The following is a 23,883-nucleotide window of genomic DNA, read 5'->3' on the forward strand; positions in this document are numbered from 1 at the left end:
ATGGATAGAACATCATGAACTTACACGAATACCAGGCGAAACAGCTGTTTGCACGGTATGGTATGCCGGCACCCACTGGCTACGCCTGTACTACGCCACGCGAAGCAGAAGAAGCGGCCTCTAAAATTGGTGCAGGCCCGTGGGTAGTAAAATGTCAGGTTCATGCCGGTGGACGCGGTAAAGCGGGCGGCGTGAAAGTGGTTAACAGCAAGGAAGATATCCGTGCTTTCGCTGAACACTGGCTGGGCAAACGCCTGGTGACCTATCAAACTGACGCCGAAGGGCAGCCGGTAAACCAGATCCTGGTTGAAGCGGCGACCGACATCGATCAGGAACTCTACCTGGGCGCGGTGGTTGACCGTGCTACCCGTCGCGTGGTCTTTATGGCCTCTACCGAAGGCGGCGTTGAGATTGAGAAAGTGGCGGAAGAGACCCCGCACCTGATCCACAAAATGGCGCTCGATCCGCTGGCGGGCCCGCAGCCTTATCAGGGCCGCGAGCTGGCGTTCAAACTCGGCCTGACCGGTAAGCAGGTCAGCCAGTTCACCAAAATCTTTATGGGCCTGGCGACCATGTTCCTCGAGCGCGACCTGGCGCTGGTAGAGATCAACCCGCTGGTGATCACTAAGCAGGGCGACCTGGTCTGCCTCGACGGCAAACTGGGCGTGGACGGCAATGCGCTGTTCCGCCAGCCGGAGCTGCGTGAAATGCGCGATCCGAGCCAGGAAGACCCGCGTGAAGCACACGCTACGCAGTGGGAACTGAACTACGTGGCGCTGGAAGGCAACATCGGCTGTATGGTTAACGGCGCAGGCCTAGCGATGGGCACCATGGACATCGTTAAGCACCACGGCGGCCAGCCGGCTAACTTCCTCGACGTAGGCGGCGGCGCCACCAAAGAGCGCGTTACCGAAGCCTTTAAAATCATCCTCTCCGACGACGCGGTAAAAGCGGTATTCGTCAACATCTTCGGCGGCATCGTACGCTGCGACCTGATTGCTGACGGCATCATCGGCGCGGTAGCCGAAGTGGGCGTTAACGTACCGGTTGTGGTACGTCTGGAAGGAAACAACGCTGAGCTGGGCGCACAGAAACTGGCGGACAGCGGCCTGAACATCATTGCAGCAACCAGCCTGACAGACGCGGCACAGCGCGTTGTTGCGGCTGCGGAGGGGAAATAATGTCTATTCTGATCGACAAAAACACTAAAGTGATTTGCCAGGGTTTCACTGGCGGTCAGGGTACGTTCCACTCTGAACAGGCGCTGGCCTACGGCACGCAGCTGGTTGGCGGCGTGACGCCAGGTAAAGGCGGCACCACCCATCTCGGCCTGCCGGTGTTCAACACCGTGCGCGAAGCGGTAGAAGCCACTGGCGCGACCGCAACCGTAATCTACGTTCCGGCACCGTTCTGCAAAGACGGTATCCTGGAAGCGATTGATGCCGGTATCAAACTGATCATCACCATCACCGAAGGTATCCCGACGCTGGATATGCTGACGGTGAAAATGAAGCTGGACGAAGCGGGCGTGCGTATGATCGGCCCGAACTGTCCGGGCGTGATCACCCCAGGCGAATGCAAAATCGGCATCATGCCGGGCCACATTCACCAGCCGGGCCGCGTCGGCATCGTGTCGCGTTCAGGCACCCTGACCTATGAAGCGGTGAAGCAGACCACGGACATCGGCTACGGCCAGTCGACCTGCGTCGGCATCGGCGGCGACCCGATCCCAGGCTCTAACTTCATCGACATCCTGAAAATGTTCCAGGATGACCCGCAGACCGAAGCGATCGTGATGATCGGTGAGATCGGCGGCAGCGCGGAAGAAGAGGCGGCGGCGTTCATTAAAGAGCACGTTACCAAGCCGGTTGTTGGCTATATCGCCGGCGTGACCGCGCCGAAAGGCAAGCGTATGGGCCATGCGGGCGCAATCATCGCCGGCGGTAAAGGCACGGCGGACGAGAAGTTCGCGGCGCTGGAAGCGGCGGGCGTGAAAACCGTGCGCAGCCTCGCAGATATCGGCGACGCGGTAAAAGCGGTGCTGCCGGCGAAATAAGCGCGGATGCATCAGCTATCAGGCCACCCTTCGGGGTGGCTTTTTTTTTGCCTGCGGCGAGAGCAGGGCGGTGCGATCCGTTATTCTGGCGGGGAGAAGCCAAAAAGTTTCTTTTAAGAAGGAAAGTTAAAAAGTGAGATGAAAGGTAATGCTTTTCTTAATTACGCTATTTATCAGTGACAACTAATTAACAATATTCTTATTGCTACATATCGCGATATTAAAAGCTTTAATCCAGATCAACAAACCCCGCTATTTAACAAACTTTACCGCTGGCAAAGCGTAAGCCAACCGGTTTTAATTGCGCTGCATCAATTCAGTCGCTTCCAAATAGACTCAGGAGATTGCGCTAATTAGCGGTAAATCAATGCCGGCCGCTTTTCTCTCGCCAGCCTGAAATTGAACTGAATGGTGTTTTTCGGGGAAGTTTCACCACTGTTACTCGCTCACCTCGGGCCGCGAATGAGTGAGATCTATCAGTAATAAAAAACTGGAATTAATAAACAGTCGTTCCTGATCTTATTCACTGCGTTAATGCCAGCTGTTCGTCGTTGTTATTCGCAAAGTAAGGTCATGCGAGGAGCAAGGAGTCATTATGCTAGATATCGTCGAGCTGTCGCGTTTACAGTTTGCCTTAACGGCGATGTACCATTTCCTGTTTGTCCCGCTTACGCTGGGTATGGCGTTTTTGCTGGCCATTATGGAAACGGTTTACGTCCTGAGCGGCAAACAAATTTATAAAGATATGACTAAATTCTGGGGCAAGTTATTCGGCATTAACTTTGCGCTGGGTGTAGCTACCGGCCTGACCATGGAATTTCAGTTCGGGACTAACTGGTCTTATTACTCTCACTACGTCGGCGACATCTTCGGTGCGCCGCTCGCCATTGAAGGGCTGATGGCGTTCTTCCTGGAATCCACCTTTGTCGGCCTGTTTTTCTTCGGCTGGGATCGCCTGAGCAAAACGCAGCATCTGGCGGTCACCTGGCTGGTGGCGCTCGGTTCTAACCTGTCGGCGCTCTGGATCCTGGTGGCGAACGGCTGGATGCAGAATCCCATCGCCTCGGCGTTTAACTACGAAACCATGCGTATGGAGATGCTGAGCTTCTCTGAGCTGGTGCTTAACCCGGTAGCGCAGGTGAAGTTTGTGCATACCGTGGCGGCGGGCTACACCACCGGCGCGATGTTTATCCTCGGCATCAGCGCCTGGTATCTGCTGAAGGGCCGCGACGTTGCCTTTGCGAAGCGTTCGTTCGCCATTGCGGCCAGCTTCGGCATGGCGGCCGTGCTGTCGGTTATCGTGCTGGGCGATGAGTCGGGCTACGAAATGGGCGACGTGCAGAAAACCAAGCTCGCCGCCATCGAAGCCGAATGGGAAACCCAGCCTGCGCCGGCAGCCTTTACGCTGTTTGGCCTGCCGAATCAGGAGAAACAGGAAAACGCCGCGGCGGTGCAGATCCCTGGCCTGCTTGGCCTGATCGCCACGCGATCTATCGATACGCCGGTCACCGGCCTGAAAGATCTGATGGCGCAGCATGAGGTGCGCATCCGCAACGGCATGAAAGCCTACGCGCTGCTGAACCAGCTGCGCGGCGGCAGCGAGGATCCGGCGGTGCGCGCGGCCTTCGACCAGAGCAAAGAGGATCTGGGCTATGGGCTGTTGCTGAAACGCTATACCCCGAACGTGGCGGATGCCACCGAGGCGCAAATCAAACAGGCGGTGAAAGACTCTATTCCTCGCGTGGCGCCGCTCTATTTCGCCTTCCGTATCATGGTGCTGGCGGGAGTGCTGCTGCTGGGCATTATTACCTTCTCCTTCTGGAGCGTGATCCGCAACCGCGTCGGCAAGTCTCGCTGGCTACTGAAGGCGGCGCTCTACGGTATGCCGCTGCCGTGGATTGCGGTCGAGGCGGGCTGGTTCGTCGCCGAATATGGCCGTCAGCCGTGGGCGATTGGCGAAGTGCTGCCGACCTCGGTGGCCAACTCCTCGCTGACCGTAGGCGATCTGCTCTTTTCCATGCTGCTGATCTGCGGTCTCTACACGCTCTTCCTCGTGGCGGAGATGTACCTGATGTTTAAATTCGCGCGCCTCGGGCCGAGCAGCCTGAAAACCGGACGCTATCACCATGAGCAGGTCGCAACGGCGGCTGAGCCGGCACGCGGTTAAGGAGAGCAACCATGTTTGATTATGAAGTTCTGCGCTTTGTCTGGTGGCTGTTGATCGGCATCTTGCTGGTGGGCTTCGCCGTGGCGGACGGCTTTGATATGGGCGTCGGCATGCTGACGCGTCTGATGGGGCGCAACGACACCGAACGCCGCATTATGATCAACAGCATCGCGCCGCACTGGGACGGCAACCAGGTCTGGCTGATCACCGCCGGCGGCGCGCTGTTTGCCGCCTGGCCGATGGTCTATGCCGCCGCCTTCTCCGGCTTCTATGTGGCGATGATTCTGGTACTGGCGTCACTCTTTTTTCGTCCAGTGGGTTTCGATTATCGTTCTAAAATTGAAGATATGCGCTGGCGCGGCATGTGGGACTGGGGCGTTTTCATCGGCAGCTTTGTGCCGCCGCTGGTTATTGGCGTGGCGTTCGGCAATCTGCTGCAGGGCGTGCCGTTCCATGCGGATGAATTCTTGCGCCTCGACTACACCGGCAACTTCTTCCAGCTGCTCAATCCGTTCGGGCTGCTGGCGGGCGTGGTCAGCGTGGCGATGATCCTGACCCAGGGCGCGACCTATTTGCAGATGCGTACCGAGGGCGAGCTGCACCTGCGGTCGCGCGCGGTGGCGCAGGTGGCGGCGCTGGTGATGCTGGTCTGCTTCGCGCTGGCGGGCGTCTGGGTGAAATATGGCATCGACGGTTACGTGATTACCAGCGCCATCGATCACCACGCGGCGTCGAACCCGCTGGGTAAAACCGTGGTGCGCGAGGCGGGCGCCTGGCTGGTGAACTTTAACCATATGCCGGTGCTGTGGCTCTTCCCGCTGCTCGGCGTGCTGCTGCCGCTGCTGACGGTGATCTTCTCGCGCTGCGAGAAGGGGGGCTGGGCGTTCATCAGCTCGTCGCTGACGCTGGCGTGCGTGATTATGACCGCCGGCATCGCGCTGTTTCCCTTTATCATGCCGTCGAGCATTGAACCCGGCATGAGCCTGACAATGTGGGACTCCACCTCGAGCCAGCGCACCCTGACGGTGATGACCTTTGCCGCCATTATCTTCGTCCCGATTATTCTGGCCTACACCAGCTGGTGCTACTACAAGATGTACGGGCGTATTACTAAAGAACATATTGAGCGCAATACGCACTCTCTCTACTGATTAAGGAGACGACGCATGTGGTACTTTGCCTGGATTCTCGGCACCTTGCTGGCCTGCGCTTTCGGCATCATCACCGCGCTGGCGCTGGAGCACGTTGAAGATAGCGCCGCGCAGGACGAGCGCGCCTGATGCGCAAACTGATTCGGACGTCATACCGTCTGATGAACAAAGGGCCCTTGCGGGCCCTTTCGCTCATCCTGGCGCTGATTGTTGCGGGCTGCTTATTCTGGGATCCCTCGCGCTACGCCGCGCACACCAGCACGCTGTCGGTCTGGCAGGGCATTCTGGTTATCTGGGCGGTCTGCGCTGGCGTGATCCACGGCACAGGCTTTCATCCGCGCCGGACGCGCTGGCAGGCGCTCTTCTCGCCGCTGGTGGCTCTGATCGTTCTGCTGTTTGCGCTCTACTGGTTCTGGCGCTGACGAGCAATTGCCGCCGCTGGTCGTGGGGTATTGTCAGCGGCAGGTCAAGAAATCTACTGAAAATCCTTCTGATTGTTACCTTCCGATAATTATTTTCTCCTGGCTCTGGCATCCCATTCCCAACCCCAAATCTCTTGCGTATAGTAGCAACGTTTAAAAACGAGACCGGGATGTAGAGTGAGTACAACGCTGTTTCGCTGGCCGGTTCGGGTCTATTACGAAGACACCGATGCTGGTGGCGTGGTTTACCATGCCAGCTATATCGCTTTTTATGAACGAGCACGTACCGAAATGCTGCGTCAGCGCCATTTCAATCAGCAAAGGCTGCTGGAACAGCAGGTGGCTTTTGTGGTGCGGCGCATGACGGTGGACTATGTTGCGGCGGCGCGTCTTGACGACCTTCTGGAGATCCAGAGCGAAGTGACCGCGATGACGCGCGCAACCATGACATTTTCCCAGCGTATCGTGAATGCAGAAGGCAGAGTCCTGAATGAAGCAGAAGTCCTGATTGCCTGCATTAACCCACATCTTATGAAGCCGATTGCGCTTCCCAAGTCTATTGTCGCGGAGTTCAAGCAGTGACTGACATGAACGTTCTTGATTTGTTCCTGAAGGCGAGCCTTCTGGTCAAACTTATCATGTTGATTTTGATCGGCTTTTCCATTGCCTCATGGGCCATCATTATTCAGCGCACCCGAATTTTGAACGCGGCGGGACGCGAGGCGGAAGCCTTTGAAGATAAATTCTGGTCCGGCATCGAGCTGTCGCGTCTCTATCAGGAGAGTCAGGGGCGTCGCGAAGAGCTGAGCGGTTCAGAGCAGATCTTCTACGCCGGTTTTAAAGAGTTCGCCCGTCTGCACCGCGCCAACAGCCACGCGCCTGAAGCGGTGGTGGAGGGGGCCAGCCGCGCAATGCGCATCTCGATGAACCGCGAGCTGGAAACGCTGGAAAACCATATTCCTTTCCTCGGCACCGTCGGCTCTATCAGTCCCTATATCGGCCTGTTCGGCACCGTATGGGGCATTATGCACGCCTTTATCGCGCTGGGCGCGGTGAAACAGGCGACGCTGCAGATGGTTGCACCCGGCATCGCTGAAGCCCTGATCGCCACCGCGATCGGCCTCTTTGCGGCAATTCCGGCGGTAATGGCCTACAACCGACTGAACCAGCGCGTTAACAAACTGGAGCAGGGCTACGACAACTTTATGGAAGAGTTTACGGCCATCCTGCACCGTCAGGCCTTCTCCAGCGACAGCGCGAAGTAAGCGGAGGTAACCCATGGCCAGAGTACGTGGTCGCGGCCGCCGCGACCTGAAATCGGAAATCAATATCGTTCCGCTGCTCGACGTCCTGCTGGTGCTGCTGCTGATCTTTATGGCGACAGCGCCGATCATTACCCAGAGCGTAGAAGTGGATCTGCCGGACGCCACCGATTCGAAAACGGTCTCCAGCGACGATAATCCGCCGGTCATCGTTGAGGTCTCGGGCGTTGGCCAGTACAGCCTGGTGGTGGATCACGATCGTATGGAGCAGCTGCCGCCGGAGCAGGTGGTAAGCGAGGCGCAGCGTCGCATCGAGGCGAATCCGAAAACCGTCTTTTTAATCGGCGGCGCGAAGGATGTGCCCTATGACGAAATTATTAAAGCGCTCAACCTGCTGCACCAGGCAGGCGTTAAATCTGTCGGTTTGATGACGCAGCCGATTTAAAGTCGAACCGTTTTTTGGGAACCGAGTGTGTCGAAGGCAACCGAGCAAAACGAGAAGTTAAAGCGCGCGATAATTATATCGGTGGCTCTGCACGTGGTGCTGATCGCCCTGCTGATCTGGAGCTCGTTCAACGAGAAGATTGAGGCGAGCGGCGGCGGCGGCGGCAGCGACATCGACGCGGTAATGGTCGATCCCGGCGCCGTGGTCGAGCAGTACAATCGTCAGCAGAACCAGAAAAGCGACAGTCAGCGCGCCGAGAAGCAGCGTGAGAAACAGGCGCAGCAGCAGGCTGAAGAGCTGCAGCAGAAGCAGGCCGCGGAACAGCAGCGTCTGAAAGCGCTGGAAAAAGAGCGCCTGCAGGCGCAGGAAGCGGCGAAAGCGCAGGCTGAGCAGCAGAAACAGGCGGAAGCCGCAGCCAAAGCAGCGCAGGAGCAGCAGAAAGCGGCTGAGGCGGCCGCGGCGCAGGCGAAAGCTGATGCGAAAGCGGAAGCGCAGGCGCAGGCCAAGGCGGCTGCCGAGGCGGCGCAGAAGGCGGAAGAGCAGGCGAAACAGGCTGCTGCCGACGCGAAGAAAAAAGCGGAAGAGCAGGCGAAAGCCGCCGCCGCATCCGCCGCCAAAGAGAAAGCGGTAGCCGAGGCAAAAGCAGCAGCCGATGCGAAGGCGAAAGCCAAAGCGGCGCAGGAGGCGAAGGCCAAAGCGGCCGAGGAAGCGAAAGAGAAAGCTGAAGCGGCCAAAGAGAAGGCGGCGCAGGAAGCGAAAGAGAAAGCTGAAGCGGCCAAAGAGAAGGCGGCGCAGGAAGCAAAAGAGAAAGCTGAAGCAGCCAAAGAGAAGGCGGCGCAGGAAGCAAAAGAAAAAGCGGAAGCCGCTAAAGAGAAAGCGGCGGCCGAGGCGAAAGCCAAAGCCGATGCGGCCGCGAAAGCGAAGGCTGCCGCCGACGCGAAGAAAAAAGCGGCGGCGGAAGCGGCGAAAAACAGCAGCGACGTCGACGATCTGCTTGGCGGCCTGACCTCTGGTAAGAATGCGCCGAAAAGTGGCACCGCTGGCGGCGGCACGGCAGGGCAGGGCAATCAGAAGAAAGCCGGCGCGTCAGGCGCAGAGATCAACTCTTATCTGGGACAGGTTGTGGGCGCGATTCAGAGCCGCTTCTATGATGCTGATACTTATAAGGGGAAAGAGTGTAACCTGCGTATCAAGCTGGCGCCCGATGGTTTGCTGATTGACGTTAAATCTGAAGGTGGCGACCCAGCATTATGCCAGGCGGCGATTGCTGCCGCGAAGCAGGCTCGTATTCCTAAGCCGCCATCGCAAGCAGTCTATGAAGTGTTTAAAAACGCGCCGATGCGTTTCAAACCGGAATAATGCAGTAACCCACGGCAGGTTGGACTAAGGTTAGCTTGCCGTACTTAATGAATACTCGTGTTTTTCAGGAACTGTGCGAATTATCATGAACTCAGGTTCAGGTAAGGGAGAAAAGATGAAGCAGGCACTTCGTGTAACCTTAGGTTTTTTTGTTCTGCTGTGGGCGGCAATGCTCCACGCAGAAGTACGCATTGAAATTACGCAGGGCGTAAACACCGCGCGCCCAATTGGTGTGGTGCCGTTTAAATGGGCTGGCTCAGGCGCCGCGCCTGAGGATGTTGGCGGCATCGTCTCTGCTGACTTACGCAACAGCGGTAAATTCAATCCCATCGATCGTTCACGTCTGCCGCAGCAGCCGACCAGCGCGCAGGAAGTTCAGCCTGCCGCCTGGAGCGCGCTGGGTATCGATGCGGTGGTCGTTGGTCAGGTCACGCCGAATCCAGATGGCAGCTATCAGGTTGCCTATCAGCTGGTGGACACCGGCGGCGCGCCGGGAACCGTTCTGGCGCAGAACTCTTACAAAGTTACTAAACAGTGGCTGCGCTATGCTGCGCACACCGCCAGCGACGAAGTGTTCGAAAAGCTGACCGGCGTTAAGGGCGCATTCCGTACCCGTATCGCCTACGTGGTGCAGACCAACGGCGGCCAGTTCCCGTATGAGCTGCGCGTCTCTGACTACGATGGCTTTAACCAGTTTGTGGTGCACCGCTCGCCTCAGCCGCTGATGTCTCCGGCCTGGTCGCCAGACGGCAGCAAAGTGGCCTACGTGACCTTTGAAAGCGGTAAATCGGCGCTGGTGGTGCAGACGCTGTCAAACGGCGCTATTCGCCAGGTTGCCTCATTCCCGCGTCATAACGGCGCGCCGGCCTTCTCGCCGGATGGGACGAAACTCGCTTTCGCGCTGTCAAAAACAGGCAGCCTGAACCTCTATGTGATGGACCTGGCTTCCGGCCAGACGCGTCAAATCACCGACGGTCGCTACAACAGCACAGAACCGAGCTGGTTCCCGGATAGCCAGACGCTGGCGTACACCTCGGATCAGGCTGGAGCGCCTCAAATTTATAAAATTGGTATCAACGGCGGTGCGCCACAACGTATTACCTGGGAAGGTTCACAAAACCAGGATGCGGATGTCTCTGCCGATGGTAAAACCATGGTGATGATCAGCAGCGCCGGTGGCGCTCAGCATGTCGCCAAACAGGATCTGGTAACGGGAGCCGTTCAAACGTTAACGAGCACGTTCCTGGATGAATCGCCAAGTCTGGCTCCAAACGGCACGATGGTAATCTATAGCTCTACTCAGGGGATGGGTTCCGTGTTGCAGTTGGTATCAACAGATGGGCGTTTCAAAGCGCGTCTTCCGGCAACTGATGGACAGGTAAAATCACCTGCCTGGTCGCCGTATCTGTAATGCATAGGTCCCCTGCGCAGCAGGGGGTTAAATGTATGATAAACAATATAACAGGATAAAAAAATGCAACTGAACAAAGTGCTGAAAGGGTTGATGCTGGCTCTGCCGGTTCTGGCTGTAGCCGCTTGTAGCTCACACAAAAATAACAACAATGACCAGACTGGCATGGGCGCTGACGGCGCTTACGGCAACGGTGCTGGCATGAACGGCAGCGGCAACGGCAACATGTCTTCTGACGAGCAGGCGCGTCTGCAGATGCAGCAGCTGCAGCAGAACAACATCGTCTACTTCGGTCTGGACAAGTATGACGTGCAGTCTGACTACGCTCAGATGCTGGACCAGCACGCAGCCTTCCTGCGCAGCAACCCGTCATACAAAGTGACCATCGAAGGTCACGCGGATGAGCGCGGTACGCCGGAATACAACATCGCACTGGGCGAGCGTCGTGCTAACGCCGTGAAGATGTACCTGCAGGGCAAAGGCGTGTCGGCTGACCAGATGTCTATCGTCTCTTACGGTAAAGAGAAACCGGCTGTTCTGGGTCATGACGAAGCGGCTTACTCTAAAAACCGTCGTGCCGTTCTGGTCTACTAAGAGAATCACATGATTAGTAACTTCAGACTTCACCTGTTGGGTCTGTCGTTACTGGTTGGCGTAGCGGCCCCCTGGGCCGCTAATGCCCAGGCATCAATCAGTAACGTCGGCTCTGGCTCGGTCGAAGACCGCGTCACCACTCTTGAACGCATTTCCAACGCCCAGGCTCAGCTTCTGCAGCAACTGCAGCAGCAGATGAGTGACAACCAAAGCGACATCGATTCGCTGCGCGGGCAAATCCAGCAAAACAGCTACCAGCTTAATCAGGTTATCGAGCGGCAGAAGCAGCTCTATCAGCAGATCGACAGCCTGAGCAGCAGCGGCGCAAACAGCGCGGCGCAAAGCGGCACGGATGCGCCAGCGGCGAGCGCCGATACCGGCGCAGCGGCAGACGCAGGCGGCGCGGCTGCAGCCTCATCAGGCGCGCCGGTGCAGAGCGGCGACGCCAACAGCGACTATAACGCCGCGGTGGCGCTGATTCTGGAAAAAAAACAGTATGACCAGGCGATTACCGCGCTGCAGGCGTGGGTCAAGCGCTATCCTGACTCAACCTACCAGCCGAACGCCAATTACTGGCTGGGTCAGTTGAACTACAACAAGGGTAAAAAAGACGACGCGGCGTACTATTACGCCACCGTGGTTAAAAATTACCCGAAGTCGCCGAAGGCGGCTGAAGCGTTGTTAAAGGTTGGCGTTATCATGCAGGAGAAAAAGGACACGGCGAAAGCTAAGGCCGTTTTCCAGCAGGTGATAAAACTTTACCCCAATACCGATTCGGCAAAGCAGGCGCAAAAACGTCTCGACGGGCTGTAATTTGTGCAGCCAGCACCGGAATTTGCCTGATTTCTGGTCTGGCAGCATGAAAGGTAAGCAGTTGACGCTGCTGGTGGAAAATAAGGGTTGCGCTACCTCGGTAAATCAGTAATATATGCCGCCGTTGCCGGGACAGATTGCAAATGTGTCTGGCAAGCCTGAAGATGGGTCGTTAGCTCAGTTGGTAGAGCAGTTGACTTTTAATCAATTGGTCGCAGGTTCGAATCCTGCACGACCCACCATCTTCTCAGCGAACAGGTTTTCTTCTCTGTTGCTGCGAAACTTCAGCATTGCTTCACAACCTAAAGATGGGTCGTTAGCTCAGTTGGTAGAGCAGTTGACTTTTAATCAATTGGTCGCAGGTTCGAATCCTGCACGACCCACCATCTTTACGCAGGCTTCAGGTTTGCGGGTTGTAAGCCCCGAGCGGGTCGTTAGCTCAGTTGGTAGAGCAGTTGACTTTTAATCAATTGGTCGCAGGTTCGAATCCTGCACGACCCACCAATTCAGAAAGAAGCGCCCACTGGGCGCTTTTTTCGTTTCTGTGCGCACGCAGGCTAGCGTGCAGGATGAGAAGCTGCGCAGGTTCGACTGAATCGCCGAGGCGATTCAGGCTGATGCGCAGCATCACCCGCAGGGCGAGGCCCTGGACGGGCCGAGGCAAATCCTGCACGACCCACAGGGATGTGGGATTCCTTTGCGATCGCGCTCGCTACCTCTGCGCCGCGCACTATACCTGCAGCTATGGCTATCCTGCGCCTCGTTAAGATTCTTTCTTCGCCTTTGCTACGGTGAGATTCTCCCAGATATGCATCACCGCATAGCTGCGCCACGGACGCCACTGCTGCGAACGCGCCTCCGCCTCGGCGGGCTTCAGGCCGCCCAGATTATTACGAATAGCGATATCCTCCTTGGGAAACGCGTCCGGCCAGCGCAGGGCGCGCATCGCAATATAGTGCGCCGTCCAGGGGCCGATGCCCGGCAGTGCCACCAGCTGCTTCATCACCGCCTCCGGCGACTGCGTGGCGTTAAAGCGCAGCGATCCCCCGGCGCACGCCTGCGCAAAGGCGATAATGGCGCGTGAACGCGCGCTGACGATACCGAGCGGCGCGACGTCGTCCACCGTCAGGCTGGCGACGCGCTCCGGCAGCGCGGCGTAGCGCGTCAAATCGGCAAAGGGGGTCACGCAGGGCTCGCCAAAGGCGGCGGCAAAACGGCTGCTCACGGTGGTCGCGGCCTTCACCGTTACCTGCTGACCGATAATGGCGCGCACGCCAAGCTCAAAGGCGTCGAATGCGCCCGGCACGCGCAGGCCGGGTTGGCGCGCCAGGCCTGGCGCCAGCAGCGCATCCTGCGCCAGCCGGGCAGCAATCAGCTGCGGCTGCGCGTTAAGGTCGAACAGATCGCGCAGGCGGCGCAGCAGCAGCGGCAGCACCGGCGTTAGCGAGGTAGAAAACGTCAGCTGCAGCGCGCTCTTCTGCGGCAGATGCGACACGCTGATCCAGCCGCGGCAGCGGCCCAGCGCCACGGTGCGGCGGTACGCGTCCTCCTGCACCGCCTCGACCTCTTTCATCACATGGGTCTGCAAAAAGGCCAGCATCGCCTGCCAGTCGTAGGGCGGCCGGTAGACCATCAGCAGGGTGGTGCTGTCGCCCGGCTGCGCGCGCGTCGAGGCGCTGACGCCTTTGCGCAGCGCGCTCGGCGTCAGGCGATAGCGCGCCCGAAACACATCGTTAAAGCGGCGCAGGCTGCTAAAGCCGCTGGCATAGGCAACTTCCGTCACCGGCAGCTGCGTCTCCGTCAGCAGCTGCTTCGCCAGCAGCATGCGCCGCGTCTGCTTCAGCTCCAGCGGCGACACGCCCAGCTCCTGCTGCACGATGCGGCGCAGCTGGCGCAGGCTGACGCCAAACTCGGCGGCGATCGCCTCCAGCCCTTCGCTCTCCTCCAGCATGCCCTCTTCGATGCGCTGAATCAGCCTGTCCGCCACGCGGTGAGGCTGATCGACCGGCGCATTGCCCGGCGCAAGCTCGGGGCGGCAGCGCAGGCAGGGGCGGAAATGGGCCTTCTCCGCCGCTTCGGCGCTGGCGAAAAACAGGCAGTTCTTCTGCTGCGGCGCTTTAACCGGGCAGATGGGGCGGCAGTAGATGCCGGTCGAGGTAACGCCGACGAAAAACACGCCGTCGAAACGGGTATCGCGCGAGGTAAGCGCCTGATAAGCAATCTCAGGATCGAACATAGTGACTCCTGCAAATAAACAGAGCCTATACCCGCTTTCTGATGCAGACTCGCTGTTTTCGGACAGCAAAGCAGTTTAGTCTGGTGGCCGAAAACGGCCAGCGCAGTATGGCTAAAATGCGACAATAGCGGATGTCTTAAACAGGGAGAACAGCATTATGTATCACTACAAACTTGTCTCCACGCCGGTGGGCGAGCTAAAGCTGGTGGCGAGCGAACGCGGGCTTGCAGGCATCCTCTGGAAAAATGACGACCCGCACGGCGCGCGCTTTCTGCCGCAAACGCGCGACGAGGCGCATCCAATTCTGATGGAGGCGGAACGCCAGCTGCGGGAGTACTTTGTCGGCGAGCGCCGCGCCTTCACGCTGCCGCTCGACTTTGTCGGCACCGAGTTTCAGAAAAAAGTGTGGAGCGCGCTGGTGGCGATCCCCTTTGGCGAAACGCGCAGCTACAGCGAAATCGCCCGCCAGATCGGCCATCCGCAGGCGGTGCGCGCGGTTGGCGCGGCCAACGGCAGAAACCCGATCTCGATCGTCGCGCCTTGCCATCGCGTCATCGGCGCCAACGGCAAGCTGACCGGTTTTGCCGGCGGCCTGGAGGTAAAAGCCTTTCTGCTGGATCTGGAAATGCCGCAAAAGGCGGCGGTGCTGCCGCTGTTTGCCGAGGAGTCTTCACCGCCGCGCGTATAAAAAGAGCACGACACCGCTGCGCGTTTCCGCTATCTTGTTTAGCATATAAAACATGATGGCGGGCTGAACGCAGGTTTTCGCCATTTTCAGCGATTTTCGTTCATTTGATAAAACGAGAGCGGTGTGATGAGTGCTTTATTCGATACAGAAAACGCAGCCTGGCCCTTTCCAGCAAAACCCGCGCGCCTCAGCGGCGACGAAAAAGAATTTTACCTGAGCAAAATCAAACGCCTGCTTAAAGAGCGCGACGCGGTGATGGTGGCTCACTACTACACCGACCCGGAAATTCAGGCGCTGGCGGAAGCGACCGGCGGCTGCGTGGCGGACTCGCTGGAGATGGCGCGCTTCGGTAGCGCGCATCCGGCGTCGACGCTGCTGGTGGCGGGGGTGCGTTTTATGGGCGAAACCGCCAAAATCCTCAGCCCGGAAAAAACCGTGCTGATGCCAACGCTGCAGGCGGAGTGTTCGCTCGATCTGGGCTGTCCCATCGACGAGTTCACCGCCTTCTGCGACGCCCATCCCGACCGTACCGTGGTGGTCTACGCCAACACCTCGGCGGCGGTCAAGGCGCGCGCCGACTGGGTGGTCACCTCCAGCATCGCGGTTGAACTGATCGACCATCTCGACAGCCTGGGCGAAAAAATCATCTGGGCGCCGGATCGCCACCTCGGCCGCTACGTCACGCAGAAAACCGGCGCGGACGTGCTCTGCTGGCAGGGCGCCTGCATTGTGCATGACGAGTTCAAAACCCAGGCGCTGCTGCGTATGAAGGCGCTCTATCCCGACGCGGCGGTGCTGGTGCATCCGGAATCGCCGCAGGCGGTGGTCGATCTCGCCGACGCGGTGGGATCGACCAGCCAGCTGATTCAGGCGGCGCAGCGGCTGCCGCATCCGCAAATGATCGTGGCGACCGATCGCGGTATCTTCTACAAAATGCAGCAGGCGGTGCCGGAAAAAACCCTGCTGGAAGCGCCGACCGCGGGCGAAGGGGCGACCTGCCGCAGCTGCGCCCACTGCCCGTGGATGGCGATGAACGGCCTGAAAGCGATCGCCGACGGGCTGGAGCAGGGCGGCGCGCAGCATGAAATAGAGGTTGATGCCGCGCTGCGCGAGGCGGCATTATTGCCGCTCAACCGCATGCTCTCTTTTGCTGCGGCACTTAAACTGAAGGTAAAAGGGAACGCCTGAGGAACGCATGATGGATTTTTTCAGCACAAGCAATATCCTGGTCCATATCCCGCTTGGCGCGGGCGGCTACGATCTCTCCTGGATTGAAGCCATCGGCACGCTGGCGGGTCTGCTCTGCATCTGGCTCGCCAGCCTGGAGAAAGTGATCAACTATCCGTTCGGCCTGATTAACGTCACGCTGTTTGCCGCCATCTTCTTTCAGATCCAGCTCTACGCCAGCCTGCTGCTGCAGCTTTTCTTTTTCGTCGCCAACGTCTATGGGTGGTACGCCTGGAGCCGGCAGACCGACGATCGCCAGGCGGCGCTGAAAATCCGCTGGCTGCCGCTGCCGAAGGCGCTAGGGTGGGGCGCGGTCTGCGTTATCGCCATTGCGCTGATGACGCGCTATATCGATCCGGTTTTCGCCTTTCTGACGCAGATCGCCGTGTCGCTGATGAACGCGCTCGGCCTGCAGGTGGCGATGCCGACGCTGCAGCCCGACGCCTTCCCGTTCTGGGACGCCTGCATGATGGTGCTCTCAATCGTGGCGATGATCCTGATGACGCGCAAATATGTCGAAAACTGGCTGCTCTGGGTGGTGATCAACGTTATCAGCGTGATGATCTTTGCGCGCCAGGGGGTATACGCCATGTCGCTGGAGTACGCCATCCTGACGCTGATCGCCCTGAACGGATCGCGGATGTGGATAGCGAGCGCGCGCCAGCATGGCTCGCGCGCGCTGGCGCGTCAGTGATGATGCGCCTGTTCGCCGTGATGATGATGATGGTGGTGCGCCGCGTCTGAGCCGTCGTCGTCAAAGCCCAGCTCGCAGTCGGGCGTGGCGCACGGCTGATACTCCATCTGCACCGTGGCGTGTCCAATCTGATACTTCTGGTGCAGATAGCGGTGGATGCGCTGCAGCAGCGCATCGTGATCGTAAGGCGGGATCACATGCACATGCAGCGTCACCACCGGCTTCTCGCCGACCTGCCAGACGTGCACATGGTGCACGTTGCGCACTTCTGGAATATTCAGCGTCAGGTCGCGCGCCAGCTTCTCAACGTTAATCACCTCTGGCGCACCTTCCAGCAGCTCATGCAGGCTCTCGCGCAGCAGCGCCCAGGCGCTGCGCAGCACCAGCAGTGACACCAGCAGCGACAGAATCGGGTCGATGGGCGTCCAGCCGGTATAGAGGATAATCAGCGCTGCGACAATTGCCCCAACCGAGCCGAGCAGGTCGCCCATAACGTGCAGCGCGGCGGCGCGCACGTTCAGGTTCTTCTCTTCGCTGCCGTGATGCAGCAGCCAGAATGAGAGCAGGTTGGCCAGCAGGCCCGCGACCGCGATGCCGAGCATCAGCCCGCCGGTCACCGGCTGCGGCTGATAAAAGCGGCGCAGCGCCTCCCAGACGATCAGGGCGGTGATTACCAGCAGGGCGATAGCGTTGACGAAGGCGGCCAGCGTGGTGAGACGCAGCAGCCCAAAGGTATGACGCGCGTTGGGCTTGCGCTGGGCGAACTGCACCGCCAGCAGCGCCATCAGCAGCGCGGCGGCGTCGGTAAGCATATGCCCGGCGTCGGCCAGCAGCGCCAGCGAGCCGGAGATCCAGCCGCCGACCGCCTCCGCCAGCATAAAAATTGCCGTGACGGCGAAAGCGGCCGCGAGGCGTTTGCGATTGCCCGCCGGCGCGCTGTGAGTGTGGTTATGAGCCATAAGAGTCCAGTTTTATCAGTAACCTGTTGGTGAGTAATAGTAGCAAATCCCATTCATCCGGCGCGTCCTGCTGCTCTCTGGCGCGATCTGCCAGCCGCTGGCTGAGTTCAGCACCTTGCTCCAGACCGATAAGCAGCCAGCTCCCCTTCATGCGGTGCGCCGCCTCCGCCAGCTGCGGCCAGTCGCCCGCCGCGCGCGCCGCCGTGATGCGCGCCACGTCGTTGTTCAGCGCGTCGCGCAGCGTCTGGCTGAGCCGGGCCAGAAATTTTTCGCTCTGCTGCGCCAGCTGGCGCAGATTGTCATCCAGCGCCGCCAGCGGATCCTGGTCGAAATGCGCCAGCAGCGCGGCGAGATCGCTGAGCTGCACCGGCTTAATCAGCACGCGCTCGTTTGCCTGCAGCGGCAGGCTCAGCAGCTGCGCGTCGGCGGAGCAGAGCACCCGCAGCGCGGCGCGCTGGCGCTGACGATCGCGGCGGCGCAGCAGCCTCAACAGCAGCTGGCCATCCGGCCGCGGCATCATCTGATCGATAAACAGCAGATCGTAGGGGCGCTCGGCATCGGCGCGCAGCAGGGCGCGCCCGTCGGCGAAGCAGTCCGCCTCCACGGCGAAGCGCGCCAGCTGCTGCTGCAGCACCATCAGATTGGCGGGGTGATCGTCAACGATGGCGCAGCGCAGCGCGGCGTAGCGGGGCAGCGCGGCGCTCTCCTGCGGCGCGGCCTCGCAGCGCGCCAGCGGCAGCGTCACCGTGACGTCGGTACCCTGGCCTGGCTGTGAGCGCAGCGCGATATCGCCGCCCATGCGCTGCACGATCTCGCGGCAGATAAACAGGCCCAGACCGCTGCCCTGCACCGACACCTTTTTGCCCGACGGCGCCTGATACCAGGGATCGAACAGCTTCGGCTGCTCTTCCGGCGGAATGCCGCTGCCGCTGTCGCGCAGGTTAAATATCAGCTGCTCGCCGGCGGCGAGCGTCAGGCGAATTTCGCCCTGGGCGGTAAATTTCAGCGCGTTGGTCATCAGGTTATTGATCACCTGCTGCAGCCGATCCGCATCGATCAGCACGCATTCCGGCAGCGGCGTCAGCGCCTCGACGATCAGCGTCGGGCCGCCCACGCGCATCAGCGGGTGATAAAAACGCTGCTGCTGTGCCAGCCACGCCGCCAGCGCCAGCGGACGCGGCGCAAGGGTAAAGCTGTTGCTCTCAATGCGCGCGTGATCCTGCAGATCGTTCAGCAGCGTCAGCAGCGAGCGGGCGCTGCTGTAGACCAGCGAGAGGTTGGTAGACCGCGTTTTTTCCAGCTCCAGCAAACCGAGGATCGCCTGCATCGGCGTGCGCAGCTCATGGCTGACGGTGGCGAGAAACTGGCTTTTCATCGCGTTGGCGCGCTCGGCCTGCTGGCGCTGAAGACGTTCGCGCCGCTGCTGCCAGTAACGGCGTGCCAGCAGCAGCAGCAGCACGACGATGGCCACGCCCGCCGCGGCCAGCACCAGCTGGGGCAGCGCACGCATCGTCATCGCATTGGTCGGCTGCGGCGGCGTCAGCCAGCCGTCGCGCATCTGCCGCTGCGTATCGACGGGAATTTGCTGCAGCGCGCGGTTGATCAGCGGACGCAGCAGCGGCTGGTCGGCGGCAACGCCCAGCGCCACTGGCCAGGCGATATCGCTGGCGGCAAAGGCGAGACGCAGCCGATCGCCGTAGCGCGCGGCAATGCGCCAGCGCGCCGACAGCACATTATCAGCCAGCGCGTCGATCTGCCCGTTTGCCAGCGCCTCATACAGGCTGGCGCGATCGGCAAACACCTGCGGCGTCACCTCCGGCGGCAGCAGCCGCGTCGCGACATCGTCACGCAGGATACCGACCCGCTTGCCCGCCAGATCGTGCCAGCGGCTGAAGCTGGCGTCGCGGCGGCTGTAGATGCCCCACAGGGCGCGCCAGACCGGCAGCGTGGCGTTTTGCGAGGCGTCGCCGTTGAGCGGCTGCGTCAGCCGCAGCATCACCTGACGCTGCGCCAGCAGTTCGTCAGCCTGCTGCGGACCGGCGACCCAGCGCGGCGCGAAGCGCACGCCGCTGCTCTGCGCGATGGCGTTGAGCAGGTCGACGCTGTAGCCGCGCGCCGCGCCGTTGCCGTCACGGTAGCTCCAGGGGGCGTTGTCGCTCTCCGCCGCGTAATAGATCACCGGATGGGCGCTGAGCCATGCGCGCTCCGCCGCGCTCAGCATCAGAGTCTGCGTATCCTGATAGCGCGGCAGCGGCGCGCCCCAGCGCGACTGCAGGGTGGTCGCCAGCTCGGCGGGCAGCTGGCGCAGGCTCTGATTCAGCCAGTCGATAAGCGCTGCATCGCGCGCAAACGCGCGCAGCGTCAGCTGGCCAACATCCAGCTGCGAAGCGATCTGATAGATTTCGCCCTGCTGCAGCTGGCTGAGCAGAAAGCTGGCGCTGATCTCATCCGCCACCACATAGTCGTTCTGCTGGTTAAGCAGCGTCGAGATCGCCTGCAGGTCATTACTGTAGGTGCGCCAGCGGTGCTTCTGCGCCACCGCCGCGGGCAGCTGCGCCAGCGTGACTTCGCTGATAGCAAGCTGCGCATTCTCGCTGTTGAACATCACGGCGCGGGCGTTGCGCTGGCTGCGATAGATGCGCAGCGGGCTGCTGAACCAGCTTTCGCTGTGCAGCACGCCCGCCGGAAGCGGGTTCGCCAGCGCGCCCAGCGCAAAATCGATCTGGCCGCTCTGCAATGCCGCCATCAGCTGCGCGCGATCGGCGAACAGCCTGAGCGTAAACCGGGCGCCGGTGAGCTGATGCAGCGCGGCCAGCGCATCGGCGTCCAGGCCATAAAGCTCGTCACCGACGCGCATCGTCCAGGGGGCGTTGCTCTCCTCCAGCAGGCCGACCTGCAGGGTTTTTCCCTGCATCGCGTCGGCGCCGCTGACCGGCATCATCATCGGCAGATCCAGGCTGCTGACCGGCCGCAGCTCGGCCCAGGCCAGCGTAGTCGTCAGAGCAAGCAACAGCAGCAGCAGAAATCGTTTCACTGCTGCGCTTTCCACAGGTCGGCCAGCTCCACTACGGAACGCGCGCCGGTTTTTTCCAGAATGTTCTTTTTATGGGTGCTGACGGTTTTATTGCTGATGTGCAGCTGCTCGGCGATCTGCAGATTTGAGAGGCCGCTTGCCAGCAGCGCCAGCACCTGCTGCTCTTTGCTGGTAAGCGGCAGGGCAGGGGCGGTCACCTCGGGGGGAAAGGCGAGCTGTCCCCCCAGCACGGCGATAATTGCGCTCAGCAGCTGCTCCATCCGCTGGCTTTTGACCACGTAGCCCGCCGCTCCCAGCGCCTGCGCGCTGCGCACATAGTGACTGCTCTGCTGCGCCGAATAGATCAGCACCGGGATCTGCGGGAAGTGAATTTTGAGGCGACGCAGGATCTCCAGCCCGTCACCGTCCGGCAGGCCGATATCCAGCACGATAATGTCGGTGGGCTGCGTCAGCAGCTGGCGCGCCTGCTGTTCGCTGGCGGCGGAGCGTAAATGGATGGGAAAGGGTGCCCGGTCGAGCGCGGCTTCCAGCGCCACTTCGACCAGCGGGTGATCGTCTATTAACAACAGCGAGGCCATGAACATTTCCTGACAGAATTCATTGCCCCAGCATAGCGGAAGTTAACGCAGAGAAAAATAATGGAGAGCCGAAGCTCTCCAGAAGATATTACTGCGAGGTGCCGTCAGTTTTGCGGTCGACCGTGCCGCCGCCCTCTTTGGTTTGCACCTTGCTGTTAATATCCGGGCACTTGCCATCTTTACACTGGCTATTCTGATCCATTTCACTGGCGGACATGTTGCTGCCGCTGGTGGTGCCGCCGTTGGCCGCTGGATTGGTATTGGTGCCGGTATTATTAATTTTGCTGTTGTCGACGTTATTCGGCGGAAGATTCTGTTTCGCGCCGCCTGCTGCTGCGCCTGCTTCAGCCGCCTGGTTAGCCGTACCGTTATTGTCGGCCATTGCCGCGCCGCTGCCTAAAGTCATTGCTGCCGTCAGAAAGATAATTGCAAACTTATTCATCATTATGCTCCTGTAATCAATGATAGCTGCTGTTTTGAACCCGATGGTGCAGTTTGACGCAAAGAGATTCCGGCGAAATTTAATTTCACCCAAAGGTCGTCCGGAAGGGATAAATAATGTAAGCGAAGCATTCCTCAGTGCTTACATGTAAAAGCCTAGCTGAGAACCCTATAAATGCAAATTTCACGCGTGCATTTAAGATGCGCCCTGAATTTACACTCCGGGCGCGACGGGATAAATTGGACGGGTTGTGCCCGACGCGCGTTGGGCCAGAAATAAATGGAATGATTTATGAATTACCAGAATGATGATTTACGTATTCGCGATATTAAAGAGCTGTTGCCTCCCGTTGCGCTGCTGGAAAAGTTTCCCGCAACCGATAATGCCGCACGCACCGTTGCCCGCGCGCGCGAGTCGATCCACCAGATTTTGCAGGGCGAAGACGATCGTCTGCTGGTGGTCATTGGCCCCTGTTCCATTCACGATCCGCAGGCGGCAAAAGAGTACGCCTCGCGCCTGCTGAAGCTGCGCGACGAGCTGAAGGGTGAGCTGGAAGTGATTATGCGCGTCTATTTTGAAAAGCCGCGCACCACCGTTGGCTGGAAAGGGCTGATTAACGATCCCTATATGGACGGCAGCTTCCAGCTGAACGACGGTCTGCGCCTGGCGCGTCAGCTGCTGCTGGAGATCAATGACAGCGGCCTGCCGGCGGCGGGCGAGTTTCTCGATATGATTACCCCGCAGTATGTGGCGGATCTGATGAGCTGGGGCGCTATCGGCGCGCGCACCACCGAATCGCAGGTGCATCGCGAGCTGGCGTCAGGGCTCTCCTGTCCGGTCGGCTTTAAAAACGGCACCGACGGCACCATCAAGGTGGCGATCGACGCCATCAACGCCGCTGGTTCGCCGCACTGTTTCCTCTCAGTGACCAAATATGGCCACTCGGCGATTGTCGAAACCAGCGGCAACGCCGACTGCCATATTATTCTGCGCGGCGGCAAAGAGCCGAACTACAGCGCGCAGCACGTCAGCGCGGTGAAAACCGGGCTGGAGAAAGCCGGTCTGCCGCAGCAGGTGATGATCGACTTTAGCCACGCCAACAGCAGCAAGCAGTATCAAAAGCAGATGGAAGTGGCGGATGATGTGTCAGCGCAGATTTCGGGCGGTGAGCGCGGCATTATCGGCGTAATGATTGAGAGTCATCTGGTTGAGGGCAACCAGAGCCTGGAGAGCGGCGAGCCGCTGGTCTACGGCAAGAGCATAACCGACGCCTGCATCGGCTGGAGTGACACCGACAAGGTGCTGCGCCAGCTGGCCGCAGCAGTGAAGCAGCGCCGCGGCTGATTAACAGCGAAGGACAGCAAGGTGCTGACGTGGCAAACATGGACCGATCGCAAAGTCGCTCAAGGCATCCATGCTCGCTCGGCCCGCGCCATCCCTGGCGCGGGACGCTTTGCTCTTCGGTCCATGCTTACCGCGTTTTGAATGCCGTGCGCCTTTATAGTTTTCAACATTCAATTCGCAGCCATAAAAAAGGCCAGACATTGTCTGGCCTTTTTACATTTCAGCTAATGCTTACTTTGCTTTACCCTGGTTAGCGACGGCAGCAGCTTTAGCTGCGATCTCGTCGGCATCGCCCAGATAGTAGTGTTTGATCGGTTTGAAATTCTCGTCGAACTCATACACCAGCGGCACGCCGGTCGGGATGTTCAGCTCAAGGATCTCATCTTCGCTCATGTTGTCGAGGTATTTCACCAGCGCGCGCAGGGAGTTGCCGTGCGCCGCGATGATCACTTTCTCACCGCTCTTGATGCGCGGCAGAATGCTCTCGTTCCAGTAAGGGATAACGCGATCGATAGTCAGCGCCAGGCTCTCGGTGGTCGGCAGTTGCTCAGCGCTCAGCTTCGCATAGCGCGGGTCGTGGCCAGGGAAACGCTCATCGCTGCGATCCAGCTCCGGCGGCGTTACCGCAAAGCCGCGACGCCACTGTTTCACCTGATCGTCGCCATATTTGGCTGCGGTTTCCGCTTTATCCAGGCCCTGCAGCGCACCGTAGTGACGCTCGTTCAGACGCCAGGATTTTTCAACCGGCAGCCAGGCCTGATCCAGCTCATCGAGAACATTCCACAGGGTGTGAATGGCGCGTTTCAGCACGGAGGTGTAAGCGAAATCAAAGACGAAACCTTCTTTTTTCAGCAGCTGACCGGCTGCTTTGGCTTCGGTGCGACCTTTATCAGAAAGATCCACGTCATACCATCCGGTAAAGCGGTTTTCCTGGTTCCACTGACTTTCGCCGTGGCGGACCAGAACCAGCTTAGTTACGGCCATAGTTAACTCCTTAACTC

At 59.6% G+C, this 23,883-nt stretch carries 23 protein-coding genes, 3 tRNA genes and 1 other RNA gene; 21 read left to right on the plus strand and 6 right to left on the minus strand.

The genetic code is table 11. From position 1 onward, the window contains the following. Positions 1-14: 14 nt before the first annotated feature. From sucC to MHZ97_RS01450, 17 genes are all read left to right on the plus strand, one after another. A complete protein-coding gene (gene sucC / locus MHZ97_RS01370; RefSeq protein WP_239312785.1) occupies positions 15-1,181 on the plus strand; it encodes an ADP-forming succinate--CoA ligase subunit beta in 1,167 nt (388 codons plus the stop codon). Further along, positions 1,181-2,056, plus strand: coding sequence for a succinate--CoA ligase subunit alpha (sucD, locus tag MHZ97_RS01375; RefSeq protein ID WP_013025067.1), 876 nt, complete (start codon positions 1,181-1,183; stop codon positions 2,054-2,056). Before sucC ends, sucD begins: the two co-directional genes overlap by 1 nt. 595 nt (positions 2,057-2,651) lie before the next feature. Beyond that, on the plus strand, positions 2,652-4,223 hold the full coding sequence (cydA, locus tag MHZ97_RS01380) for a cytochrome ubiquinol oxidase subunit I (protein ID WP_103794951.1): 1,572 nt from the start codon (positions 2,652-2,654) through the stop codon (positions 4,221-4,223). A gap of 11 nt (positions 4,224-4,234) precedes the next feature. Then, a complete protein-coding gene (gene cydB / locus MHZ97_RS01385; protein WP_239312782.1) occupies positions 4,235-5,374 on the plus strand; it encodes a cytochrome d ubiquinol oxidase subunit II in 1,140 nt (379 codons plus the stop codon). 15 nt (positions 5,375-5,389) lie between these two features. After that, positions 5,390-5,503: a cytochrome bd-I oxidase subunit CydX gene (gene cydX, locus MHZ97_RS01390; RefSeq protein ID WP_065426323.1), complete on the plus strand. Its 114-nt coding sequence runs from the start codon at positions 5,390-5,392 to the stop codon at positions 5,501-5,503. Beyond that, positions 5,503-5,796, plus strand: coding sequence for a cyd operon protein YbgE (gene ybgE, locus MHZ97_RS01395; RefSeq protein ID WP_103794949.1), 294 nt, complete (start codon positions 5,503-5,505; stop codon positions 5,794-5,796). Before cydX ends, ybgE begins: the two co-directional genes overlap by 1 nt. A 177-nt stretch (positions 5,797-5,973) precedes the next feature. Further along, entirely contained in the window at positions 5,974-6,378 is a 405-nt protein-coding gene (gene ybgC / locus MHZ97_RS01400; RefSeq protein WP_103794948.1) for a tol-pal system-associated acyl-CoA thioesterase, read from the plus strand. Continuing rightward, positions 6,375-7,061, plus strand: a complete 687-nt coding sequence (tolQ, locus tag MHZ97_RS01405; RefSeq protein WP_033751685.1) for a Tol-Pal system protein TolQ — start codon at positions 6,375-6,377, stop codon at positions 7,059-7,061. The genes ybgC and tolQ overlap by 4 nt, the downstream gene beginning before the upstream one ends. Positions 7,062-7,074: 13 nt before the next feature. Next, a complete protein-coding gene (gene tolR / locus MHZ97_RS01410; protein WP_033751683.1) occupies positions 7,075-7,503 on the plus strand; it encodes a colicin uptake protein TolR in 429 nt (142 codons plus the stop codon). A gap of 27 nt (positions 7,504-7,530) precedes the next feature. Beyond that, positions 7,531-8,862 (plus strand): cell envelope integrity protein TolA, encoded by a 1,332-nt coding sequence (tolA, locus tag MHZ97_RS01415; RefSeq protein WP_239312779.1) that lies wholly within the window; start codon positions 7,531-7,533, stop codon positions 8,860-8,862. Between the two features lie 115 nt (positions 8,863-8,977). Continuing rightward, positions 8,978-10,273 (plus strand): Tol-Pal system beta propeller repeat protein TolB, encoded by a 1,296-nt coding sequence (gene tolB, locus MHZ97_RS01420; RefSeq protein ID WP_103794946.1) that lies wholly within the window; start codon positions 8,978-8,980, stop codon positions 10,271-10,273. Positions 10,274-10,336: 63 nt separating this feature from the next. After that, positions 10,337-10,867, plus strand: coding sequence for a peptidoglycan-associated lipoprotein Pal (gene pal / locus MHZ97_RS01425; RefSeq protein ID WP_033751676.1), 531 nt, complete (start codon positions 10,337-10,339; stop codon positions 10,865-10,867). Between the two features lie 9 nt (positions 10,868-10,876). Next, a complete protein-coding gene (gene cpoB / locus MHZ97_RS01430; protein ID WP_103794945.1) occupies positions 10,877-11,680 on the plus strand; it encodes a cell division protein CpoB in 804 nt (267 codons plus the stop codon). Positions 11,681-11,846: 166 nt separating this feature from the next. After that, positions 11,847-11,922 (plus strand) — tRNA-Lys (locus tag MHZ97_RS01435). Positions 11,923-11,990: 68 nt separating this feature from the next. Further along, a tRNA-Lys gene (locus MHZ97_RS01440) sits at positions 11,991-12,066 on the plus strand. A gap of 42 nt (positions 12,067-12,108) precedes the next feature. Then, positions 12,109-12,184: transfer RNA gene (locus tag MHZ97_RS01445), tRNA-Lys, on the plus strand. 44 nt (positions 12,185-12,228) lie between these two features. Then, positions 12,229-12,362: non-coding RNA, RtT sRNA (locus MHZ97_RS01450), on the plus strand. 81 nt (positions 12,363-12,443) lie between these two features. On the opposite strand, the gene MHZ97_RS01455 is transcribed toward MHZ97_RS01450, so the two are convergent. After that, positions 12,444-13,916: an AlkA N-terminal domain-containing protein gene (locus tag MHZ97_RS01455; protein WP_239312762.1), complete on the minus strand. Its 1,473-nt coding sequence runs from the start codon at positions 13,914-13,916 to the stop codon at positions 12,444-12,446. Between the two features lie 157 nt (positions 13,917-14,073). Between MHZ97_RS01455 and MHZ97_RS01460 the strand changes: the two genes are divergently transcribed. From MHZ97_RS01460 to pnuC, 3 genes are all read left to right on the plus strand, one after another. Further along, positions 14,074-14,604 (plus strand): methylated-DNA--[protein]-cysteine S-methyltransferase, encoded by a 531-nt coding sequence (locus tag MHZ97_RS01460; protein WP_239312759.1) that lies wholly within the window; start codon positions 14,074-14,076, stop codon positions 14,602-14,604. Between the two features lie 126 nt (positions 14,605-14,730). After that, positions 14,731-15,792: a quinolinate synthase NadA gene (gene nadA / locus MHZ97_RS01465; protein ID WP_103794942.1), complete on the plus strand. Its 1,062-nt coding sequence runs from the start codon at positions 14,731-14,733 to the stop codon at positions 15,790-15,792. A gap of 10 nt (positions 15,793-15,802) precedes the next feature. Then, positions 15,803-16,525: a nicotinamide riboside transporter PnuC gene (gene pnuC, locus MHZ97_RS01470; RefSeq protein ID WP_103794941.1), complete on the plus strand. Its 723-nt coding sequence runs from the start codon at positions 15,803-15,805 to the stop codon at positions 16,523-16,525. Here pnuC and zitB read toward each other — a convergent pair. From zitB to MHZ97_RS01490, 4 genes are all read right to left on the minus strand, one after another. Next, positions 16,519-17,484: a CDF family zinc transporter ZitB gene (zitB, locus tag MHZ97_RS01475; protein ID WP_239312739.1), complete on the minus strand. Its 966-nt coding sequence runs from the start codon at positions 17,482-17,484 to the stop codon at positions 16,519-16,521. The genes pnuC and zitB overlap by 7 nt on opposite strands. Beyond that, a complete protein-coding gene (locus MHZ97_RS01480; RefSeq protein WP_239312736.1) occupies positions 17,474-20,533 on the minus strand; it encodes an ATP-binding protein in 3,060 nt (1,019 codons plus the stop codon). The genes zitB and MHZ97_RS01480 overlap by 11 nt, the downstream gene beginning before the upstream one ends. Next, complete coding sequence (locus tag MHZ97_RS01485; protein WP_103794938.1) at positions 20,515-21,096, minus strand: response regulator transcription factor; 582 nt, start codon at positions 21,094-21,096, stop codon at positions 20,515-20,517. Before MHZ97_RS01485 ends, MHZ97_RS01480 begins: the two co-directional genes overlap by 19 nt. Before the next feature lie 88 nt (positions 21,097-21,184). After that, the gene (locus MHZ97_RS01490; protein WP_239312733.1) at positions 21,185-21,541 is read right to left on the minus strand and encodes a YbgS-like family protein; all 357 of its coding nucleotides are present in this window, start codon (positions 21,539-21,541) and stop codon (positions 21,185-21,187) included. Between the two features lie 288 nt (positions 21,542-21,829). Here MHZ97_RS01490 and aroG point away from each other — a divergent pair, with 288 nt between their 5' ends. Next, the gene (gene aroG, locus MHZ97_RS01495) at positions 21,830-22,882 is read left to right on the plus strand and encodes a 3-deoxy-7-phosphoheptulonate synthase AroG (RefSeq protein WP_239312730.1); all 1,053 of its coding nucleotides are present in this window, start codon (positions 21,830-21,832) and stop codon (positions 22,880-22,882) included. Positions 22,883-23,113: 231 nt separating this feature from the next. Here the strand turns inward: aroG and gpmA are convergent, their stop codons facing one another. Then, the gene (gene gpmA, locus MHZ97_RS01500; RefSeq protein WP_103794935.1) at positions 23,114-23,866 is read right to left on the minus strand and encodes a 2,3-diphosphoglycerate-dependent phosphoglycerate mutase; all 753 of its coding nucleotides are present in this window, start codon (positions 23,864-23,866) and stop codon (positions 23,114-23,116) included. Between the last annotated feature and the right edge of the window lie 17 nt (positions 23,867-23,883).

Source organism: Pantoea sp. ACRSC (genome assembly GCF_022346785.1).
GTDB classification, from domain to species: Bacteria; Pseudomonadota; Gammaproteobacteria; order Enterobacterales; family Enterobacteriaceae; genus Pantoea; species Pantoea alvi.

What these genes read in the sequence shown, in the direction of transcription:
- sucC (WP_239312785.1), top strand. Translation starts at nt 15, where the DNA reads ATGAACTTACACGAATACCAGGCGAAACAGCTGTTTGCACGGTATGGT.
- sucD (WP_013025067.1), top strand. Translation starts at nt 1,181, where the DNA reads ATGTCTATTCTGATCGACAAAAACACTAAAGTGATTTGCCAGGGTTTC.
- cydA (WP_103794951.1), top strand. Translation starts at nt 2,652, where the DNA reads ATGCTAGATATCGTCGAGCTGTCGCGTTTACAGTTTGCCTTAACGGCG.
- cydB (WP_239312782.1), top strand. Translation starts at nt 4,235, where the DNA reads ATGTTTGATTATGAAGTTCTGCGCTTTGTCTGGTGGCTGTTGATCGGC.
- cydX (WP_065426323.1), top strand. Translation starts at nt 5,390, where the DNA reads ATGTGGTACTTTGCCTGGATTCTCGGCACCTTGCTGGCCTGCGCTTTC.
- ybgE (WP_103794949.1), top strand. Translation starts at nt 5,503, where the DNA reads ATGCGCAAACTGATTCGGACGTCATACCGTCTGATGAACAAAGGGCCC.
- tolR (WP_033751683.1), top strand. Translation starts at nt 7,075, where the DNA reads ATGGCCAGAGTACGTGGTCGCGGCCGCCGCGACCTGAAATCGGAAATC.
- tolB (WP_103794946.1), top strand. Translation starts at nt 8,978, where the DNA reads ATGAAGCAGGCACTTCGTGTAACCTTAGGTTTTTTTGTTCTGCTGTGG.
- pal (WP_033751676.1), top strand. Translation starts at nt 10,337, where the DNA reads ATGCAACTGAACAAAGTGCTGAAAGGGTTGATGCTGGCTCTGCCGGTT.
- cpoB (WP_103794945.1), top strand. Translation starts at nt 10,877, where the DNA reads ATGATTAGTAACTTCAGACTTCACCTGTTGGGTCTGTCGTTACTGGTT.
- MHZ97_RS01455 (WP_239312762.1), bottom strand. Translation starts at nt 13,916, where the DNA reads ATGTTCGATCCTGAGATTGCTTATCAGGCGCTTACCTCGCGCGATACC.
- MHZ97_RS01460 (WP_239312759.1), top strand. Translation starts at nt 14,074, where the DNA reads ATGTATCACTACAAACTTGTCTCCACGCCGGTGGGCGAGCTAAAGCTG.
- nadA (WP_103794942.1), top strand. Translation starts at nt 14,731, where the DNA reads ATGAGTGCTTTATTCGATACAGAAAACGCAGCCTGGCCCTTTCCAGCA.
- pnuC (WP_103794941.1), top strand. Translation starts at nt 15,803, where the DNA reads ATGGATTTTTTCAGCACAAGCAATATCCTGGTCCATATCCCGCTTGGC.
- zitB (WP_239312739.1), bottom strand. Translation starts at nt 17,484, where the DNA reads ATGGCTCATAACCACACTCACAGCGCGCCGGCGGGCAATCGCAAACGC.
- MHZ97_RS01485 (WP_103794938.1), bottom strand. Translation starts at nt 21,096, where the DNA reads ATGGCCTCGCTGTTGTTAATAGACGATCACCCGCTGGTCGAAGTGGCG.
- MHZ97_RS01490 (WP_239312733.1), bottom strand. Translation starts at nt 21,541, where the DNA reads ATGATGAATAAGTTTGCAATTATCTTTCTGACGGCAGCAATGACTTTA.
- aroG (WP_239312730.1), top strand. Translation starts at nt 21,830, where the DNA reads ATGAATTACCAGAATGATGATTTACGTATTCGCGATATTAAAGAGCTG.
- gpmA (WP_103794935.1), bottom strand. Translation starts at nt 23,866, where the DNA reads ATGGCCGTAACTAAGCTGGTTCTGGTCCGCCACGGCGAAAGTCAGTGG.